Below are 21,506 nucleotides of genomic sequence, written 5' to 3' on the forward strand. Positions count from 1 at the left end.
AATATTGAGAGGTGTGTTAGTATTTGGGTATAAGTACATTGTAAGATGAATAATATTTTCGAATAATTAATTTATTTTATTGAATATTTTTAACATTTTAATTAGTTTTACTACATTAATTCTTAATGCGTTATAAAACCCAAATTAACCAATGTGTAATAAAGTTAAATTTATACTCTTTTGTGCTATTTTCTTTATTTATATACAATTTGGTTTTTCGCAAGACACGCATAATTTCAAATTTATTGATATTAAAGAAGGTATAACAAAACGTGCCGTATCAGTTATCAATCAAGATTCTGAAGGTTTTATTTGGTTTGGTACAAATGGGGCGGGATTGTATAAGTACGATGGAATAAATTATAAACTATACGAGTACCAATGGGATAATTTAAAGTCATTAAATAGCAGTCTCATAAATTCAATATTTGAAGATAGTACAAATAAGTTTTGGATAGCTACTGATGAAGGTCTTAATTTATACAATAAAGAGTTTGATAATTTTGAGAGAATAGATTTAAACAGTGCTTTCCCAGCAGCCGAGAATTACACCATTCAAATTAGTGCAATACAAGAGTTAAATAAAAACGAACTAATTGTTGGTACTTATGGTTATGGTTGTTTATTTAAAGTGAATAAATCTAATTTCAAAGCCGAGATAATTCCGTTTAATGAAACATTAACAAATAGTTTTTTAGTTACAACAATTTTAAAAGTAGCTGAAAATAATTTTTATATAGGAACATCAAATGGTTTATATTACTTTTATTTCAACAAAAATGGGCAAGTTAATGAGCAAAAAATTATTGACAATACACCTATTGAAGCTTTATTTAAAGATTCAATAAATAATTTATGGGTTGGAACAAGAAATGAAGGTTTGTATAAAGTAGCTTTAAATGCTTCTGAAAAAGAAATATCTAGGTTTAAAATTACTGATAAAAGAATACTTTCAATTATTGAATATGGCAATCGTATAATTTGTGGAACTGAAAATGATGGGCTTGTAATAATAAATACGCAAGGAGAAATAATTCAGCAATATTTACATAATAATATAGATGATTATAGCTTAAAATCTAATTCAATATGGTCTTTACTGGTAGACAATGAACGCCGAATTTGGCTGGGGTTTTATAACAAAGGTGTTGCAGTTGTAGATGATTTATACAATAAGTTCAATTCAATTAAAAGTTTAACAAACAATTCAAATTCATTACAAGCCAACTCTGTTACTGGTATACAAGAAGGTAGAAATGGTGATTTGTGGATAACTACCGATGGTGGTGGTGTTGATGTTTTCAATAAAAAAACTGGAAAATTTCAGCATTTAAACAGTAAGAAAAACAATATTTTAAGCAATGATATTCAAACTGTTTTTATAGATAAAAATGATCAGGTTTGGTTAGGAAGTTGGATCAATGGCTTGTATAAATTAAATCAAAAAACAAATCAAATTTCAAATTTTTCAATAGGCAATAGCGGTTTAACTTCTAATAGGGTTTTAAGTATTGATGAAGATTCGAAGGGTAATATTTGGATTGGAACATTTTTAAAAGGGCTTCATTATTTAAATTCAAAAACAGGTAATATTACATATTGTAATACCAACGATTTTGTAAAGTATGATCTTCATAGTTCAGATATAAGAAAAGTATTTGTAGATAATGATGATGATGTTTGGTTAGGCACAACTAATGGATTGTTTCAAGTAAAACAGTTAAACAATAATGAATTAAAAGTGAATTCATTAAAAGATAAAATGTCTGTTAAGCTAAGAAATCACACAAGTACACATAGAATATTGTCAATTTATCAATCTAAAGACGGGTTGATTTGGGTTGGAACCGATGGAGGTGGTTTGGTTAGTTACAATAAATCTACTGAAAAATTTAAATGGTATAACAAAGTTGGTGGTTTTAACGAAATGTATGTAAGTTCTATTGTTGAAAGTGAAAATGGTCATATTTGGCTTGCAGGAACAGGAGGAATTACAGAATTAGATAGGAAAAATAATTTGGTAAATAATTATACCAAAGATGATGGCTTGTTGGCAAACGATTTTAATTACAACGCTGTTATGAAAAGTAAGAATGGCGAATTGTATTTTGGTAGTTATCAGGGTGTAAATTATTTTCATCCAAATAAATTGAAAAAAAACACCAATGAGCCTAAGTTGGTTTTTACAGATTTTAAGTTGTTTAACAAATCTGTTAGTCCAAAAAGTGAAGATTCTCCACTTTCAAAATCAATTTCATATACAAGTGAAATAACTTTAAATCACAACCAATCGGTATTTACTATTGATTATATAGGCCTAAATTATACCCGTCCTGAAAAACATCAATATGCCTATTTTATGGAAGGTGTTGATCCTGAATGGAATTATGTGGGAAATACTAAAAGTGCCACATATACAAATTTATCTCAGGGCGACTATGTATTTAAGGTAAAAGCAGCTAATAATGATGGTGTTTGGACAGAAACCCCATTAAAACTTTACATAACAGTTTTGCCTCCTTGGTATTTAACAAAAGGGGCTTTTATGGCTTATTTTATCTTTTTTATAGGAGTTACGTTTTTAATAAACTGGATACTTCAAGAGCGTTTTAAAGAAAAACAAGCAGTTAAATTTGAAAGAGATAAAAGGTTGCAAGAAGAAGTGTTAAACAATAAAAAGTTGCAATTCTTTACAAATATTTCGCACGAGTTTAGAACGCCATTAACGTTAATTTTAAATCCGTTACAAGATTTATTAAAAGATTCAAAAATTAATTTTCCTTATGAAGCTAAAGAAAAATTAAACATTGTTCAAAAAAATGCACAAAGGTTAAATAGATTGATCAATGAGTTAATGGACTTTAGAAAGCTTAAATCTAACAAGATGACTTTAAATACCAAAAGTATTGAAATTGTCAATTTTGTTAATGATGTTGTTGGTTATTTTAAAGAAGAAGCTTCGCATAGAAAAATAGCATTGATTTTTGACTCTGAAAGTGGTGATTTTACATCTTATATTGATAAGGAAATGATTGAAAAGGTTTTATTTAATATCATTTCAAATGCGTTTAAAGTAACACCCGATAAAGGAAAAATTATTATTTCAGCTCAAAAATTAAAAAAACCGCGCTATTTAAAACTTTTTAATGAACATAAAAATGTAGACGCTTTTGAAATTGTTGTTAAAGATACAGGCGCAGGTTTAACTAAAAATGAGTTGACAAAAATATTTGAACGTTTTTATCAGGTAAATAAATTAAATAAAGGGTATTACGGCAGCACAGGAATTGGATTAGAAGTGGTTAAAGATTTTGTAGAATTACACAAAGGAGAAATAAATGTAACTAGTAAAGTAAAAGAAGGAACTCAATTTACGGTTACTTTACCAATAGTTTTAGAAAATTTAAATACAAACGAAACCACTGTTGAAGAAGATTTATCAGATGTAATTTTAAATATAAATACAACCAATATAAGCTCAAATACTGAAGATGTTGAAGTAGTAGATAAAAAAGCATACACCGTTTTAATAGTAGAAGACAATGCAGAATTACGAAATTATTTAAAATCGTCTTTAAGTAATTATTATAAAATAATTACAGCTTCAAACGGTAAAATAGGATTGGTTGAAGCTATTGAAAAATTACCAGATGTAATTATTACAGATGTGGTTATGCCTGAAATGGATGGGGTAGCTTTGTGTAAGGCTATTAAAACAAATTTAAAAACAAGCCATATTCCGTTGTTAATGCTTACTGCAAAATCAATGGTCGAAGATAAAATTAAGGGAATAGATTCTGGTGCAGATGCCTATATTAATAAACCATTTAATATGGAAATTTTAAAATCTACCTTAGCTCAATTAATTTCGAGTCGACAAATTTTATTTAATAAATTTTATACTGGTATTTCAACCAAAACAAAAGAAAATACAACTTCATTAGACAGTCAATTTATTCAAAAAGTATTGAAATATATAAATGCACATTTAAGCGATCCGAATTTAGGTTCAGAAGCTTTGGAAGAAGAAATGTTTTTAAGCAGAAGTCAGTTGTACCGAAAATTAAAAGCACTTACAGGATCTTCAGTAAACGAATTTATTAGAAATGTGCGTTTAGAAAAAGCAAAAGAATTATTAGAAAGCAAACAAATGTCTATTAGCGAAGTTACCTTTAAAGTTGGCTTTGCATCTCCTTCTTATTTTACAAAATGTTTTAAAAAACGATTCGGAAAATTACCTACTGAAGTAGATTAGCAGTGTTAATTTTGTTGTATTTCCTAAATTTTGCAATATGTAACTTGTTGATATTTAGTGTTTTTTAGGCGAATGACACATTAGTGCTATTGAATGCAACAAAATTGCTATCACTTATTTGTTGTTGAATGTACTTTTAATTTGAATTTTAATAAAACGATTTCGTGAGACCTAAAATTCAAACTCAAATTTATTTAACCAAACAGAAAAATTTTATTATGAACAACAAATTTGTGAAAAAGTTATTTTTTCTGATGCTATTGGTGTCAGCAAATATAACTTTTGGTCAAACAGTAAAAGGGAAGGTTACCAGCGGAGCTGAACCACTCCCTGGAGCAAGTATTTTAGTTAAAGGAACCAACAATGGTACTGTAGCTGATTTTGATGGAAATTATGTATTAGAAAACGTTTCGTCAAATGCTACATTAACATTTAATTATGTTGGGTTTAAAACGCTGCATAAGGCAGTAAATGGTCAATCTGTAATAAATGTAAGTTTAACAGAAGATGCCGAATCTTTAGATGAAGTAGTAATTATTGGGTACGGATCTGTTAAAAAAAGTGATTTAACCGGGGCAATTGCTACAGTAAATGCTGATGCTATCGAGGATCAGCCATTCTCCGGACTTGATCAAGCTTTACAAGGTAAAGTAGCAGGTGTTACCGTAATGCAAAACTCAGGTGCACCTGGCGGAGGTGTTTCTGTACGTGTACGTGGTATCACATCTTTAACGGGTAGTAATGAACCGTTATATGTAATTGATGGTGTACCAGTAGAAGCAGATTCAAATAACGATTCTTTTACATTCTCGGCTTTAGGTGGTGGTAGCGGACAAACAAAGGTTAGTGCATTATCAAGCATCAACCCATCTGATATTGAATCTATGCAGGTGTTAAAAGATGCATCAGCAACGGCAATTTACGGTTCTAGAGCTTCAAATGGTGTGGTTTTAATTACAACAAAAAGAGGTAAAGAAGGGAAATCTACCATTTCTTATGAATCTTATTTTGGGTTTCAAAATGCTCCCAATTATTTAGATTTAATGAATTTACAGGAATATGCTGAGTTTTATAAGGAAATAGCTGCTGTTAGAGGGCAGTCGGTTCCTTTAGAATTACAAAATCCAGCTTTGTTGGCAAGTGGAACAAATTGGCAAAAGGAAGTTTTTCAAACAGCGCCTATTATGAATCACCAATTTTCTGTAAAAGGGGGTTCTGATAAAACAGTTTTTTATACCTCAGTTAATTATTTTGATCAAGAAGGTATTGTTATAAACTCCGATTTTAATAGAGTTTCAGTACGTTTAAATGTAGAGCATAAAGTAAATGATTGGTTTAAAGTAGGTAATAATGTAACGGTTAGTAAATCTAGAGAGCACATTACATTTAATGATGATGAAAGTGGTGTAATTAGTAGTGCAGTTAGACAATCACCTGCAATTCCTGTTAGATATTCTGACGGAAGTTGGGGTGGACCTACAGAAAGTTCAGGTGTTGGAAATGGAAGAAATCCGGTTGCTTGGTCTGAAATTAGAAACAATACTTTAGATAGATTTAAAATCAACGGTAACTTTTTTGGGGAAATAACATTCTTAAAAGATTTTGTTTTTAGATCTGAATTAGGGTACGATTATACTACAACTAAAGTAGCTGTATTTAATCCAACTTATGAAATGGGTACAGAAACAAATGGTACCGCAACTTCTGCAAAACAACAAACAGATAGTTTTTACTGGATTTTTAAAAACTATATAAACTATAACAAAACAATTAACAAGCATGCTATTAATGTGATGGTTGGACAAGAATCTCAGCAATCTAAATACGAGGGGGTAAGTATTAGTAGAAGAGATTTCTTAACAAACGATGTTACTACGGTAAATTTAGGAGATGAAGATACTGCTAGAAACAATAATTGGAAAGGAACTTGGAGTTTGCTATCTTATTTTGGACGTGTAAATTATTCATTTGATAGTAAGTATTTGCTAACGGCTACAATGCGTGCTGATGCCTCTTCAAACTTTGGGGCAAACAATAAATGGGGATATTTTCCTTCATTCTCTGCCGCTTGGGTGTTAAGTAGAGAAGAGTTTATGGAAAATACTACAGACGTTTTAAGTTTTGCTAAAGTAAGAGTTGGTTATGGTGAAGTTGGTAACCAAAATATTGGAGGTTATAAATACGGAGCAGCTTTAAGAAATGTAGCAACAGCTTTCGGAACAGGATTTACACAGCGAAATATTGCAAATCCTGATGTTAAATGGGAGTCTACAAAATCTATAAATTTAGGTTTTGAACTTGGGTTTGTTAAAGATAGAATCAAGTTGGATCTCGATTTTTATAAGAAAACTTCAGCAGATTTCTTATTTCAAGAACCTTTGCCAAGTTATTTAGGGGCTTACAATGTGGCTTCATACCTTGGTTTAGAACCTCCTTTTGTAAATTTAGGTGAAATGGAAAATACGGGTATCGACTTAATGTTAACAACACGTAACATTTCAAACGAGAACTTTAACTGGACAACTTCAATTGTATTCTCTAAATACAAAAACAAGTTGGTTTCTTTAACCGACCAAAATTCAGCCATATTTCAAACTATAGAATTTAACAACACCATTACAAAAACAGCTATTGGTCAGCCAGTAGGTCTTTATTTTGGATACCAATCAGATGGGTTGTTTACTTCAGAAGAGGAATTGTATAATAGCCCTTCACAAGGTGATATTAATAAAGAAACAGGAATTTGGGTTGGAGATATTAAATGGAAAGACATAAATGACGATGGTGTAATTGACGATAAAGACAAAACATTTATTGGTAACCCTCATCCAGATTTTACGTTTAGTATTTCAAATAACTTAAATTATAAAAACTGGGATTTGGCTATTGCAATGAACGGAACTTACGGAAACGATGTTTACAATTGGACGCGTAAATTAACCGAAGGTATGTTAGAGTTGAATGGAAATCAAGCTATTGTAGTTAAAAATAGATTTATTGAAGGTGTAAATGAAAATACGGACATTCCAAGATTTGTATTTGGTGATCCAAATGGAAACGCTGGAGTTTCAGACAGGTTTATTGAAGATGGTTCTTATTTTAGAATTCAAAACGTTACGCTAGGTTATACATTGCCTTTAAATGAATTGGGAAGTCAAAGTATTATAAGTAAAGTAAGGTTGTATTCAACCATTCAAAATCTTTACACTTTTACAAAATATACTGGATTTGATCCTGAAATTGGAGCATTTAACCAAAACTCTATGATGATGGGTATTGATAATGGTAGGTATCCTGTACCAAGAACATTTATGGTAGGTGTAAACGTAGAATTTTAATTGATAAAAACAGATGATTGAGAAATAAGCCTATGCAAATAGTTGATTTAAAACTATTTATGGCAAATTCCATCTGACGAAATTAATAATATAAAAAAATAAACAGATGAAAATATTTAAATTTTTAATGTTAGCGGTGTTGATGTTTACAATGTCTTGTTCAGAAGGTTTTTTAGACAATCCACCAGAAGACGCTTTAACTGTTGATAATTTCTTTAATACAGATCAACAGGTATTAAGTTCCGGAAGTCCAATGTATGGCTATCCATGGTTCTATTTTAACGAAAAATTTCTAATTAGTATTGGCGATTTATACAGCGGTAATGCCATTGGAAGTTATTCTGATTTAGCTCAGTTTGAAAATCTTTCAGTAAACGGGGCAAACCAATTTGCTAACGAAGGTTGGGATTCACTTTTCAACGTAGTTGCCAATGCCAATGTATTAATGTACAATTTAGAAAATAAAGTTGGTTCAGGTGTGTCTCAAGATGCAATTGATAAAGTTTTGGGTGAAGCTTATTTTATGAGAGCAACAGCCTATTTTTATTTAGTGAGAGTTTGGGGAGCTGTGCCAATTATTTACAGCGTAGATCAAATTAATGCTAAATTACCAGTTTATAAAAACAGGGTAGAAGATGTGTACACTTTTATAATTAAAGATTATGAAAAAGCGATGAGTTTGTTGCCAGAGCAATGGGATGCAAACAATTTAGGTAGAGTTACAAAATCTGCTTGCGATGGTTTATTGGCAAAAGTGTATTTAACTCAGGGAGATTATGCAAAAACCAATATGTATACTTCAAAAGTAATTAAAAGCGGAAAGTATAGTTTAATGCCTAATTACCAAGATTTATTTCATCCAGATTACAATAATAATGTTGAGTCTATTTTTGCATTGCAATGGGTAGCTTGTGGTGATTGGGGTTTTCAAAATGTGAACCAGGCATATTTAGCAGCTTCACCAAAATTAACTCAAGTTGGTGACGGATGGGGAACTTTTCAGCCAAGTATAGATTTAATGAATGCTTATGAAGATGGAGATTTAAGACGTTACAGAACTATTATGGAACCAGGAAGTTTTTATCCAGAATTGGTTACTGCTGAAGGTGGTTATACGGTTCCGGCAGATGGTTTAACAAGTACTGTTGCTGGTTTTAGAAAGTATATTGTAGGTTCTCCAGATGAAGGCAATGTATGTTTTATGTCTACAGATGTAAATACAAATATTTTGCGTTATGCAGATATTTTACTAATGCATGCTGAAAGTATTTTAGGAACAGGATCTTCTACAACAGATAAAGAAGCTTTAGATGCTTTCAATGCGGTTAGAAAAAGAGCAGGTTTAGCAGCTAAAAGTGAAATTACTTCAGAAGATATTTTTAAAGAAAGAAGAATTGAGTTTGTTGTTGAAGGTGATTATTGGTTCGATTTAGCGCGTAGAGATAGATCAGACGCTTCAGCAATTATTGCAAATCAAGAAAGAGGAGTGTACCAAGATAGAAATGTAAATATGATTGTTTCTAAAAAAGTAACACCTTCAGAAAATGATTTCTTATTACCAATTCCAAGCGCTGAAACTGCAAAAAATCCTCTTTTATTAGAAGATCCAGTAGCATTTGAGTTTTAACAGTTAAACGATAAAAATTATGAATACAATAAAATTAAAATATATAAAGTATTTATTCATCTTTATAACAAGTGCGTTGGTTTTTACAGCTTGCGATAATGATGATATGCTCAATCCTGTTGTAGATGGAATTTATTCTGCCAATACAGCAATAGGAACAAACAAAGGGTTTCCTGGCGATGTAGTAATGGCTGAAGGAGAAGATCTTCAAAATATTAAATCCATAATTTTTGATGGAACTATTGAAGTTTTATTCAATCCGGTATTTAATTCAAACTTAGCAATTGCTTTTTCTGTACCATTTGATGAAGCAAAAGGAAGTAAATTTGGAAACCAAAAAATAACATTTACAAATGAAGATGGAACAACTTTTCAGTCAGATTTTGAAATTTTACAACCAAAACCATTCATAGGAAGTTTTAATCCAGAAAGACCAACAGTTGGTATGCCGGTTACAGTAAATGGCGAGTGGTTTTACAATGTGTTAGATGTTGTTTATCAAGGAGAATCAATGGAATTTACAGTAGCTTCTCCTGAGCAATTAGTATTTACTATTCCTGCGGAATTAACACAAGGAGGTGAATTGGAAATTATTACAGCGGGTGGAACAATTTCTAAAAACTTGGATATTTATTTAGGTTTTGAAGAGGTAATTGTAGCCGATTTTGATGGTGGCGGACTAAGACCTAATAACAATTGGATTCCTTACGGAGATTACAATACGTTAGGGTACAGTAATGTAGGTGGAATTTCGGGTAATTATGGCGAGTTAACTTGGACAGGTGCAACTGCAAACGGTTATAACGGTTGCCAATCAGATGCAGGAGCTTTAATGATGAGTGAATCAAATCCTAATAAAGTAGTGTATTTAATGGATGTGAACGCTAATGGAGCAATTGGTACAAGCGTAGATGTTTTTATAGTTGATACCGATGGTGTAAACTGGGCATTTAATTATGTAATACAAACCGATGGCTGGCAAACTATGGAAGGTTTAGTAGCCGATTTTGGGAAAAATTATGATCCAGGGAATCAAGGTAATGGAGATGCAAATCCAGCAAGTTTAAATCAAGTTAAAGTTAGTATCAATCAAAATTCAGGTACACCAAATCCGTCTGTTGTTCAATTTGATAATATTAGATGGCAAGTATACGAAACAGAGCAACCATCAAGATTGCCTCCAACAGGTCCAAAAAATATTTTACCAAATGGCGATTTAGAATTAGGTGATGGTAATAATTTTGAGAATTGGGGTATGTGGAATGGTGCCGATAGAATGACAGCTGAAACAACTGAAATTCACGGAGGTGCAAGATCTTTAAAAGTGGTAAATGCAGCAGCAGGAAACTCTTGGGATTCGCAATTTGTGAGTGATCCGGTTGGTGTGGAAGTTGGTAAAGAGTATACTGCTTCTATGTGGATTAAAGGTCAAACAGCAACCGTTCGTTTTTCAACAAATGCAGCAGCAGGAGCTTTATATGGACCAGATTATACGGTAACTTCAGAATGGCAACAAGTAACTTGGGATTTTACGGCAAATGATGCTTCTACAAGGTTGGTGCTAGATATGGGCGTGTCTCAAGCAACTTTTTATATAGATGATATAGAGCTAAAAGAGAAAATATAATTAAGGACAGTAGAAATTGAGTTAATTTGGGTTGCTTACTAGTTGAGCAACCCTTCAAAAAATGAAATAATGAAAATAAAATTTATAAAAAGTATGTATCTTTTGTTGATTGGAAGTTTGTTTGCGTTGGTAAATTGCGCCGATCCAGGAGATGATACAGATATAGCAAGTTCTATAGGTTTAGGTAGTCCTATAACTAGTGGAGCGTATGATGTTACATCAAGTGGTTTTACAGCAAGTTGGACAAGAGTCTATAAGGCTGATAGTTATGAGTTAGATATTTCAAAAGATAAGAATTTCGAAACTTTTTTAGCTGGTTATCAAGCAAAATCATTGACAACTTTTAATGAAGAAGTTTATGGTTTAGATGAGACTACTGATTATTTTTTTAGAGTTAGAGCTGTAAATAGTGAAGAAACATCTAGTAATTCTGGGGTTATTCAAGTAACCACTTTAGCAGGTGGAGGTCCAGAGCCAGTAAAAGCATTAAAAGATGCTGCAACTACCTTTTTTGTTGGTATGTCTGTTAAAGCAGATCAATTAACAAGTGGTTCTAAATACGATGAAATTTTAAAACGTGAATTTTCTAGTATTACAGCAGAGTATGAGATGAAAATGAACATCATTCTTCCTACAAAAGGAAATTACGATTGGTCTAAGTCTGATGCTATTGTTGATTATGCAATTGCAAACGGAATTAATGTACACGGACACGCGTTGGTTTGGCACAATTCTGTGCCAGATTGGTTAAAAAACTATACAGGAACCAATGCCGAGTTTGAACAAGAGGTGAAAGATTATATTACAGCAGTTTTAACACGATATAAAGGGAAAGTGACTTCTTGGGATGTTGTAAATGAGGCAATAAATGATGCTGGTGGAACGTTAAGACAAACAGTATTTAGTGAAAAAATGGGTGATAACTATGTAGCAAAATGTTTCCAGTTTGCACGTGAAGCAGATCCAGATGTGTTGTTGTTTTATAATGATTATTCAGTTACAACAAATGATACTAAGCAAACAGCTATTTTTAAATTAATTGATGATATGAAAACAAATAACGTACCTATTGATGGTATTGGTTTTCAAATGCATATTCAGTACAATAGTCCGTCTGTTAATCAAATGGAAACAGCGGTAAATAAAGCTTTAGATAGAGGTTTAAAACTTCATTTTTCCGAATTAGATGTACGTGCAAATCCAAACAAAGATATTACTACATTAACAGAAGAAAGAGCTATAGCTCAAAAGAATAAAATAAAAGAAGTGGTAGCAGTTTATAATGCAATTCCTCAAGCAAATAAATATGCAATTTCAGTTTGGGGAATGAAAGACAACGAGTCTTGGTTATTACCATTTTATGATAATTATAATGAATGGCCGTTGCTTTACGATTCAAATTTTGAAATTAAAAAAGCGCATACTGGGTTTTTAGAAGGATTGAAGTAAATAATAAACAATTAAAATTTTATAAAAATGAAATTAAAGTTATCTTTAATATTAATAACAGTACTCTTAATAACTTCGTGTATGTCTAAAATTCCTCCACATAAAGATGATTCATTGTCATTTGAAGATAGAGCCAAATATTTGGTTTCTTTAATGACATTAGATGAAAAGGTATCTCAAATGAGTTATGAATCACCAGCGATTGATCGTTTGGAAATTCCTGCTCATAATTGGTGGAATGAATGTTTGCACGGAGTTGCAAGAGCCGGAAACGCTACAGTGTTTCCGCAAGCGATTGGAATGGGAGCAATGTGGGATAAGCAACAAATGTTTAATGTTGCCACAGCTATTTCTGATGAAGCACGAGCTAAGCATCACGAATTTGCTTCAAGAGGAAAAAGAGGAATTTATCAAGGTTTAACATTTTGGACACCAAATATCAATATTTTTAGAGATCCACGTTGGGGACGAGGAATGGAAACTTATGGTGAAGATCCTTATTTAACTGGAGAATTAGGAGTTCAGTTTATCAAAGGTTTGCAAGGTGATGATGCAAAATATTTAAAATTGGTGGCTACTGCAAAACATTTTGTAGTGCATAGTGGTCCTGAGTTTGATAGACATCGTTTTAATGCAGAACCTACGGCTTTTGATATGATAAATACCTATAGCCCTCAGTTTGAAAAAGTAATAAAAGAAGCAAATGTGTATTCGGTTATGTGTGCTTACAATAGCTACAATGGCCTGCCTTGTTGTGGAAATTCTCAATTAAGCGATTTATTACGTAAAGAGTGGGGTTTTAAAGGTTATATAGTTTCAGACTGTTGGGCAATTAAAGATTTTTACACCAAAGGCGCGCACGAAATAACAGAAACGCAACAAGAAGCATCTGCAATGGCTGTAAAAGCTGGAACTGATTTAAATTGTGGCGATTCATACCCTTCTTTGGTAGAAGCTGTTAAAAACGGACATATTACGGAACAGGAGTTGGAAGTTTCAGTAGAACGTTTGTTGGTTGCTCGTTTAAAATTAGGATTATTTGCTCCAGAAGGAGCTGTTAAGTATGAAGCAATTCCTTTTGATGTAGTAGATTCTGAAAAACACAGATTGTTAGCCTTAGAAACTGCAAGAAAATCTATTGTTTTATTAAAAAATGAAAACAATATACTTCCTTTAAGTAAAGATGTTAAAAAGGTTGCTGTAATTGGTCCAAATGCCAATGATTTAGAAACTTTATTGGCAAATTACAATGGTTTTCCATCAAACCCAATTACACCGTTAAAAGGTATTCAACAAAAATTACCAAATGCTGAAGTTAAGTATGCGGTTGGTACGCCTTTGGCTGAAGGTTTGCCAATTTTTGAAATTTTACCGTCTAAAGTGTTATTTACTTCAGATGATATGTTGGTTAACGGTTTAAAAGGTGCGTATTTTAACAATATTGATTTTTCAGGAGAACCAATTCATAATAGAGTTGATGAAAAAATAGATTTCGTATGGGGTACAACTGCTCCTTTTGAAGATATGAGTTACGATCATTTTTCTGTTCGTTGGACAGGCTTTATATCGGTTAAAGAAACAGGGTATTATGCTATTGGTGGTGAAGCTTTTTCAGGAATGAAATTGTATATAAACAACAAATTGTTAGTAGCAAGAGAAGATGTTCATCATCCAAGAAAAGAGTACGAATATGTGAATTTAGAGGCAGGAAAATCGTATGAAATTAAATTAGAATACAAGCAAGATAACTCCGAGCACGCAATGATGCAGTTGTTGTGGCAAGCTCCGGTTAAAAATTTAGAGGAAGATGCAATTCAACTTGCTAAAGAATCTGAAGTCATTATTTTATGTATGGGTTTAAGTCCGCTTTTAGAAGGTGAAGAAATGAAAGTGAAAGTAGATGGATTTGCTCACGGAGATAGGTTAGATATTAAATTGCCTACTGTACAAACCAATTTGATGAAAGAACTAAAAAAATTAGGGAAACCTATGGTGTTGGTTTTATTAAATGGAAGTGCAGTAGCTGTTAATTGGGAGCAAGATAATATTCCTGCAATTGTTGAAGCTTGGTATCCTGGCCAGTCAGGTGGAACAGCAATTGCTGATGTGTTGTTTGGCGATTACAATCCGGCAGGTAGATTGCCATTAACTTTTTATAAAGATATTAATGATATTTCTGCTTTTGATAATTACAATATGCAAGGTAAAACTTATCGTTATTTTAAAGGAAAACCTTTATATGATTTTGGTTTTGGTTTAAGTTTTTCAACTTTTGAATACAAAAATCTAGAGGTTTTAGAAAACAACAATACTTCAGAAAAAATAACTGTAAAAGTTGATGTTACCAATACAGGAAAGTTTGATGGAGATGAAGTTGTTCAATTGTATTTTAAAAGAGATGATGATGGTTTTAATCCATTAAATACCCTAGTTGGTTTTGAACGAACTTATTTAAAAGTTGGAGAAACAAAAACAGTTCAGTTCCAAATTACCCCAAAGCAGCTGGCTAAAGTAAATTTAAATAGTCATAAATTAGAAGTTACAGCCCAAGAAATTCGTATTTCTGTTGGAGGTATGCAATTTTCAAATGAAAGAGAAAAAGAAGGTAAAGTACTAGCGAAAACTATTTATTTAAAAGGAGCACCTTACAGTATTGTAAAATAACTCCTATCTTAATACAAAGTTTGTAAATGTTTAAAACTCAGGGTTGTAATTGATCCTGAGTTTTTCTAAACTGCCCTGGTGTCAAACCTGTTTTTTGTTTAAAAAGTCTGTTAAAATAATAATCCGATTCAAATCCTAGTTCAAAGGCAATTTCTTTTTGATTTTTATCGGTGTTTAACAATAACTCCTTCGATTTTTCTATTTTAAGCAATAAGTAATATTGTAAAGGTGATACACCTGTTTGCTTTTTAAAATCCAATCTAAATTTAGAATAGCTAACGCCCAATTTTGATGCAATTTTTACCAAATCAATTGATTTGTAAATGTTTTGGTACATCAAACTTTTTGCACGTGACACCATAGAGTTAAGGTCTTTAATTTTATTTCCTCCTTGTTTTATATTGTAAAGTTCTGCCATTAATTGAAGGCAAATTCCCGAAGCTAACCGTTGAAATCCAAAGGATTCTTCATCAAAAAGTTTAAAAAGCGCATTGAAATGGTTCAATACAGCAGGTTTGTTACATTTAGAAATAATAGGTTCGTTTGGTGTAAAAAAACCATTCGAAAGGAATTGTTGTGCTATTTCACCAGAAAACCCCACCCAACGCTCTGTCCAACCTGTTTTTTTTAAAGGTTTGTAACGATGCCATACACCTGGAAATAGTAAAAAAACATCGCCATCTGAAATCTTGATAATTCCGGTTTCATTACTATCAAAAACACCTTCTCCTTTGGTAATAAGTACCAGGTGAAATTCATCTAAAGTTCTTCCTTTGTCCCAGGTAAAAACATAGTTATCAGGATGGTCTTTAGATGGGTAGTCTAAATTTTTCTCAAAAATTGTTCTTCCTAAATTATTTACATAAAAACCCCAATTTTTATCTTGTTCAAAAACCATGAGGTATTTTCGGTATATGTTTTTCATATCATTTTGTGCAAGTTAAATGTCAAATTGTTAATTGGGTATATAAATATAATTACCGAATTTTAGCCTCAATTCTGAATGAAATAAATAGCTAAAACATTAAATTATAGTATGTTATTTCGGATGTTAGAATTTGGATTTCAATAAAATTTATAAATATTTACAAAAATAAGTGTTTTACATAAATTAAATCAAAAAATGCTTTTAAATTTAAAAATGAAAAACCTACCAAATACTCTTAAAATTTATAAATAATTCAACCAATTGTTAATAATAGTTTTTATTTTTAATGAAAAATTGTGAATATAATCAATGAAGGGAAATAATTGGTAAGATATAGCTAATGGAATTTCTGTTGAATTGTTGAAAATCATAGTTTTAAAGAGGTTTTAGCTAAAAAATGGAGATTGTTTGTATATAGTGCTAAGGATAAACCTGTGATTGTATAATTTGAAGTGTATTTTAAGTGAAAGTTAATATCATGAAGTATAGAAACTATTTAATCTTAGCTGGTTCTTTAGTCGGTATGTGTTTTCTGTTTATAAATGCCAAATCGATAAGATTGGAAACGAAACAAGCTAAAGGAACTATTAAGATTTCTAAAGATATCGACTGGAGTCGCGCTAAATGGATTGGATTTACAAAAGACAATCGTTTGGAAAAATGGGCGGTTAGAGATTTAATTTTTAATAGACCTCCATTTGATATTAATACCTGGGAACCTACGCCAGAAGACTTAAAACCTTCTCAGCGTAAAGTAAATCCTTCACCACTTTTACGTAAAAAATTCACACTTTCAAAAAAAATAAAAGAAGCAACAGTTGCTGTATGCGGATTGGGTTTGTATGAATTGTATTTAAATGGTAAAAAAGTTGGTGATCACGTGTTAGATCCAGCACAAACTTCATATGATAAACGTGCATTTTTTGTGGTGCACGATGTAACAGAACATATTACGAATAAAGACAATGCTATTGGTTTAATGCTTGGAAATGGTTTTTTTGGGCAGAATATGGCATTTTCTGAAGGGTTAAGTTACGGGAAACCTAGGGCTATATTAGTGTTAACGATTATTTATGCAGATGGTACTTCAGAAAAAATTGTAACAGATGAAAGTTGGAAGGCGAATAGTGGGCCAATTCTTTTTGATAATATATATCTTGGCGAAACGTATGATGCAAGAAAAGAAATAGAAGGCTGGTGTAGTTCTTCTTTTGATGCTTCATCTTGGGAAAGCGCTGAGTTAATGACAGCTCCAACCGATAATTTGTTAGAGCAAGATATAGAACCTATGCGTAAAATTCGCAAAGTAACACCTATTGCTGTGCTTCCTGCTGAAAAAGGTTGGATTATTGATATGGGGCAGAATATGACGGGTTGGTTAGCTATGAACGTTCAAGAAGTAGAAGGTACTGTTGTTAAAATGCGTTTTGCTGAACATCTAATGCCAAACAAACAAAACATAGACCCTGCTTCAACAGGAATTCACGTAACTGGAAACACTCAAACTGATATGTATATATGTAAAGGAAAAGGTGTTGAAAACTGGGAACCTCGTTTTACGTATCATGGATTTCGATATGTACAAATTGAAGGGCTAAGTAAAAAGCCAGACATCACTCAATTTACAGGTTGGTTGGTGCGCTCAGATGTAGAGAGGATAGGGACTTTTAAATGTTCTAATGAACTTATTAATACATTTTATAATGTTTCTATGTGGACCATTGAAGATAATCTTCAAGGTCTATTAAGTGATTGTCCACATCGTGAACGCTGTGCTTGGATGGGTGACGCTTATGTTGTAGCTGAGGCAGCAAGCTTTAATTTTGACCTTAAACGTCTTTGGCGAAAAACTTCAGCAGATACACAATCTGTTTTAGGTGTATCAAAAGCACATTTCAAAGATTCTTTTCCTTATGATTTGCGTGCGCCTTCTAATATTTCAGTAGGAAAACGCTTGTGTTTACAAGCCAGGCCAGATTGGGGTGCTGCTACGGTAATGATTCCTTGGTTTTCATATGTTTATCATGGAGATAAAGTTATTGTACAAAATGCTTGGAATATGATGGTAGGTTGGATGGCTTATTTAGATGAAAAGGTACAAAATCAGGGTATTATTGATGGGGGTTTTGGAGATTGGTGTCCTCCGGGTAGTAATGCTGAAATGGATACACCGCCTGCATTAACATCAACAGCATTGTATTATCAATCGTTAATAGCGATGCAAAAAATGGCAAGTGTATTAAATAAAGATGAACTAGCTGCAATGTATGCTAAAAAAGCATTCATAGTTAAAAAGGCTTTTAATGATAACTATTTTAATATTGAAACTAATTCTTTTGGATCTCAAACAGGTAATGCATTTGCGTTATATTCTGGTTTAGTTCCTGAAGGAAAAGAACAAGCCGTGGCTGATAATTTGGCGCAATTGATAATGCAAGATAAGAACGGACATTATACAGCTGGTATTTTTGGTCACCGACCACTATACACAGTGCTTAACGATTATGGGCATGAAGAAGTTACAAAACACCTTTGGAGTATTACAAACTATCCGAGTTTAGGTTTTTTAACTGAAGAACATAATTTAACAACTTGGCCCGAGAATCCAGCAAATTGGGACAAGGAGAAACGATATTTTAGAAGTTCGTTTAATCATCCAATGCATAGTGGATTTGCGGCATCCTTTCATGAAAGTTTAGGTGGTATTAGACCAAATGAAGATTATCCAGGATTCAAGCACTTCTATTTACGACCTACATTTTTAAAGGGTGTTGATTGGGTTGAGGTTTCACATAAATCACCACAAGGAAAAATTATAAGTTCTTGGAGAAAAGAAGGAAAAGAAGTTGTTTGGGTTGTTACTGTGCCTGCCAATTCTCAAGCCGACATTCAATTACCATTGTATCAAAAAGAACAAATTATATTAAACAATAAAGCTGCTAATGCCAATGTGTTTAGTCTGTCATCAGGTTTCTACACTATAAGAATAAAAAAGCTTTAATGAAACATTTAAAAATGAACAAATCAATGTTTTTGATGCTTTGGGTAGGACTTAAAACCGAATAAAATATAAAAAATATGAATAGAAAATTACATGTTAGATTTTTTTTAATAATTGTTGCATTATTTTACAGTAAATCTTTTTTTGGGCAGAATTTTGAAATAATTGCGGATAATGTATCAAAGCGAAGAGCCATAACAGATACCATTCAATCGGGTAATTTTACCTTAGGGGTAAATAGTAATGGTGGTGGTTATATTACCGAAGTAAGTATTCCCGGAATAGGAAATACAATGGGTATTCAGGCACAAAGATATGGAAGAGGTGGACAATCTTCAATTCGCGATTTGTCTCGTGGAGGTCAATATAATCCAACCCAAGCAGGGTTTAGTGATGAAGGTGGTACCGTTTGCGAAGTTGTAAAAACCAATGGTAAAATTGTTGTCCCATCAAGAGGCTGTGCTTTATATAATGGCGATGGGCAATTTGACTATACACGATGGGAAAATATTGTTTCAGATCATCCCAATATTGTAGATAATAATAATGACCAAGATAATATTGAGGAAGAAAACCTATCTGTCACCATTAATGGAATAACTTACACTCAGCAAGCTGCCGAAGTTTACAGTGATTTCGATTTTTATTGTGAATACGAAAATATAAAGAATACCGCCAATTTAAGTATTCCGGCCATTCGCCATTATTTAGAATATCGATTTGTGCGGTCTTCAACCTTGCCCAATTCACCTATGAATCAATTTAATATTCCTGCTTTAACCGCTGTTGGCAAGTGGAGTCCTGATAAGCTACCAACAGATATATCTACTCAATTTCCAGAGGGTATTTACCCGGGTAGTACAACCAATTTAAATTATGTTAGTTATTCCTGGAGTATAAGAACCGATGTTGCTATATGGAATCCTATATACAGATATGCTCAAAAAAATGATAACTCTTGGGAAATCGTGCAACGTCAAGGGACTTTCAATGGCGATATCTCCAATTACAAATTACGTTTTATTGTGGCAGATTCGAATAATGAAAATAGTGGCCATGCTTTAGGTTTTTACCTACCAGATACAACTATAAATACTTTTGATGTTGTCGGTATAAACGAATCGGATGGATCAGAAGCATACAGCGACGATAGAACAACAGAGAATTTTTATTTGGATATTCCTTATAGAACTCCTTCTATGTCTTGGATTGGTTTTAGAAAAAGATTTAAAGGGCTAATCGATAAGTCTATACTATCAGCTACTAATCCAGGTGTTTACGAAAAATTTCGTCAGGAAAGCATTCTTTTGTATGGTACTCCAGCTCAAATAAAGACGGCATTTACGCAGCTTGATACCTACTATCAAACGCTATCAAATCCTGAATTTACATTAAAGGATAGTTCTCAATTCGAAATGTATCCTAATCCTACTAATACAGATATTCATTTAAAGCTAAATTCAAATGAATCAAAAATAGAAGTTTTCAATTTACTTGGAGTAAAAATTTATGAAGCCTTAGAGTTTTCAAATCAAACCAAAATCCCAATTCATCAATTTAAAGAAACAGGTCTTTACTTTGTAAGAGTAAATAACACCTTGAAAAAATTAGTAATTTATTAAAATAATAGCACTAAGTAGGAAGTGGCGTCTTAAAAAAACAGCTAATAATGCTTTCACGCTATTTGTTTTATGTTTACGAGTTGCAATTACTTTCGAAATTTTGAAATAGTGAAAACAAGTTTTGTTGAATCCAAAGACAACCTCATTTAGTAAAATTGATAATGATTTACCTAAGCTAATTTGCCAAAAGAAGACTAACATTTATAATTTAGAAATTAAAAACAGATAAAAAGTTTAATTCGGGACTTTATCTTATTAATGTTGAAGACAAGCAAACTAATAGGGTGTTTAATAAAGATTGGTAGTAAAATAGTGCCACCTTTTGTTTGAGATTGTTTACAGTAGATGATTTTAATGAAACATATCATTCTTTTATCCAGAGTTAGAATTCGTCTTTTGACCACTTATTTAATATCTTTTTAAGTAATTCTTTATAAGATCACAAAAAAATATAAATAAAAAAAACAACTATTAATAAAATTATTTTTAAACCTCTTCTAATTTTTTGGTTTTGCGCTGTTTTCATTTTTTTTAAAAGTACAAACAGTACCCGATAAAGATGCAGGACCTATTGCAAGATGGACAGCTCCTATACCCACATCCAACAAATCATAAGTTTGTTCGAAGTATTAAAGGTTTAGAGAAAGTTTTAGTTCGTATTTAAATCTTAGTGTGATTTCTGAATTGTCCTGGAGTTAAACCTGTTTTTTGTTTAAAAAGCCTGTTAAAATAGTATTCCGATTCAAAGCCTTATCCCAACTAAAAACATAATTATTCGGATGGTCTATCGAAGGATATGGCGTATTTTTTTTTCAATAACAGTCCTTTCAAGGCTATTCACATAAAAATCCCTATTTTTATCTTGTTCAAAAACCATGAGGTATTTTCGGTAGATGTTTTTCATATCATTTTGTGCAAGTTAAATGTCAAATTGTTAATTGGGTATATAAATTTAATTGCCGAATTTTAGCCTCAATTCTGAATGAAATAAATAG

The 21,506-nt window shown here is 32.0% G+C and carries 9 protein-coding genes and 1 pseudogene; 8 read left to right on the top strand and 2 right to left on the bottom strand.

From position 1 onward, the window contains the following. The first annotated feature begins 151 nt into the window (after positions 1-151). The 6 genes from EC396_RS14370 to EC396_RS14395 all read left to right on the top strand — a co-directional run bounded on the left by EC396_RS14370 (position 152) and on the right by EC396_RS14395 (position 14,960). A complete protein-coding gene (locus EC396_RS14370; RefSeq protein ID WP_129367320.1) occupies positions 152-4,255 on the top strand; it encodes a hybrid sensor histidine kinase/response regulator transcription factor in 4,104 nt (1,367 codons plus the stop codon). 218 nt (positions 4,256-4,473) lie between these two features. Continuing rightward, positions 4,474-7,593, top strand: a complete 3,120-nt coding sequence (locus EC396_RS14375; RefSeq protein WP_129367322.1) for a TonB-dependent receptor — start codon at positions 4,474-4,476, stop codon at positions 7,591-7,593. A gap of 106 nt (positions 7,594-7,699) precedes the next feature. After that, positions 7,700-9,220: a RagB/SusD family nutrient uptake outer membrane protein gene (locus tag EC396_RS14380; RefSeq protein ID WP_129367324.1), complete on the top strand. Its 1,521-nt coding sequence runs from the start codon at positions 7,700-7,702 to the stop codon at positions 9,218-9,220. Positions 9,221-9,239: 19 nt separating this feature from the next. After that, the gene (locus EC396_RS14385; protein WP_129367326.1) at positions 9,240-10,847 is read left to right on the top strand and encodes a carbohydrate binding domain-containing protein; all 1,608 of its coding nucleotides are present in this window, start codon (positions 9,240-9,242) and stop codon (positions 10,845-10,847) included. Between the two features lie 69 nt (positions 10,848-10,916). Then, a complete protein-coding gene (locus EC396_RS14390; protein WP_129367328.1) occupies positions 10,917-12,296 on the top strand; it encodes an endo-1,4-beta-xylanase in 1,380 nt (459 codons plus the stop codon). A 27-nt stretch (positions 12,297-12,323) separates the two neighbouring features. Then, on the top strand, positions 12,324-14,960 hold the full coding sequence (locus EC396_RS14395) for a glycoside hydrolase family 3 protein (RefSeq protein ID WP_129367330.1): 2,637 nt from the start codon (positions 12,324-12,326) through the stop codon (positions 14,958-14,960). A gap of 37 nt (positions 14,961-14,997) precedes the next feature. On the opposite strand, the gene EC396_RS14400 is transcribed toward EC396_RS14395, so the two are convergent. Further along, positions 14,998-15,885 carry an AraC family transcriptional regulator gene (locus EC396_RS14400; RefSeq protein ID WP_129367332.1) on the bottom strand — a complete coding sequence of 296 codons (888 nt, stop codon included), beginning with the start codon at positions 15,883-15,885 and terminating at the stop codon, positions 14,998-15,000. A gap of 481 nt (positions 15,886-16,366) precedes the next feature. On the opposite strand from EC396_RS14400, the gene EC396_RS14405 reads away from it, so the two are divergent. Next, on the top strand, positions 16,367-18,889 hold the full coding sequence (locus EC396_RS14405; protein ID WP_129367334.1) for a family 78 glycoside hydrolase catalytic domain: 2,523 nt from the start codon (positions 16,367-16,369) through the stop codon (positions 18,887-18,889). A gap of 77 nt (positions 18,890-18,966) precedes the next feature. After that, positions 18,967-20,511: a T9SS type A sorting domain-containing protein gene (locus tag EC396_RS14410; protein ID WP_129367336.1), complete on the top strand. Its 1,545-nt coding sequence runs from the start codon at positions 18,967-18,969 to the stop codon at positions 20,509-20,511. Between the two features lie 660 nt (positions 20,512-21,171). On the opposite strand, the pseudogene EC396_RS18310 reads toward EC396_RS14410, so the two are convergent. Beyond that, positions 21,172-21,252 (bottom strand): annotated as a pseudogene (locus tag EC396_RS18310) (AraC family transcriptional regulator); the annotation flags it as partial. Positions 21,253-21,506 lie beyond the last annotated feature (254 nt).

It is taken from the genome of Lutibacter sp. HS1-25, from assembly GCF_004121075.1.
Classification (GTDB): Bacteria; Bacteroidota; Bacteroidia; order Flavobacteriales; family Flavobacteriaceae; genus Lutibacter.

What these genes read in the sequence shown, in the direction of transcription:
- EC396_RS14405 (WP_129367334.1), top strand. Translation starts at nt 16,367, where the DNA reads ATGAAGTATAGAAACTATTTAATCTTAGCTGGTTCTTTAGTCGGTATG.
- EC396_RS14375 (WP_129367322.1), top strand. Translation starts at nt 4,474, where the DNA reads ATGAACAACAAATTTGTGAAAAAGTTATTTTTTCTGATGCTATTGGTG.
- EC396_RS14370 (WP_129367320.1), top strand. Translation starts at nt 152, where the DNA reads ATGTGTAATAAAGTTAAATTTATACTCTTTTGTGCTATTTTCTTTATT.
- EC396_RS14395 (WP_129367330.1), top strand. Translation starts at nt 12,324, where the DNA reads ATGAAATTAAAGTTATCTTTAATATTAATAACAGTACTCTTAATAACT.
- EC396_RS14390 (WP_129367328.1), top strand. Translation starts at nt 10,917, where the DNA reads ATGAAAATAAAATTTATAAAAAGTATGTATCTTTTGTTGATTGGAAGT.
- EC396_RS14385 (WP_129367326.1), top strand. Translation starts at nt 9,240, where the DNA reads ATGAATACAATAAAATTAAAATATATAAAGTATTTATTCATCTTTATA.
- EC396_RS14410 (WP_129367336.1), top strand. Translation starts at nt 18,967, where the DNA reads ATGAATAGAAAATTACATGTTAGATTTTTTTTAATAATTGTTGCATTA.
- EC396_RS14380 (WP_129367324.1), top strand. Translation starts at nt 7,700, where the DNA reads ATGAAAATATTTAAATTTTTAATGTTAGCGGTGTTGATGTTTACAATG.
- EC396_RS14400 (WP_129367332.1), bottom strand. Translation starts at nt 15,885, where the DNA reads ATGAAAAACATATACCGAAAATACCTCATGGTTTTTGAACAAGATAAA.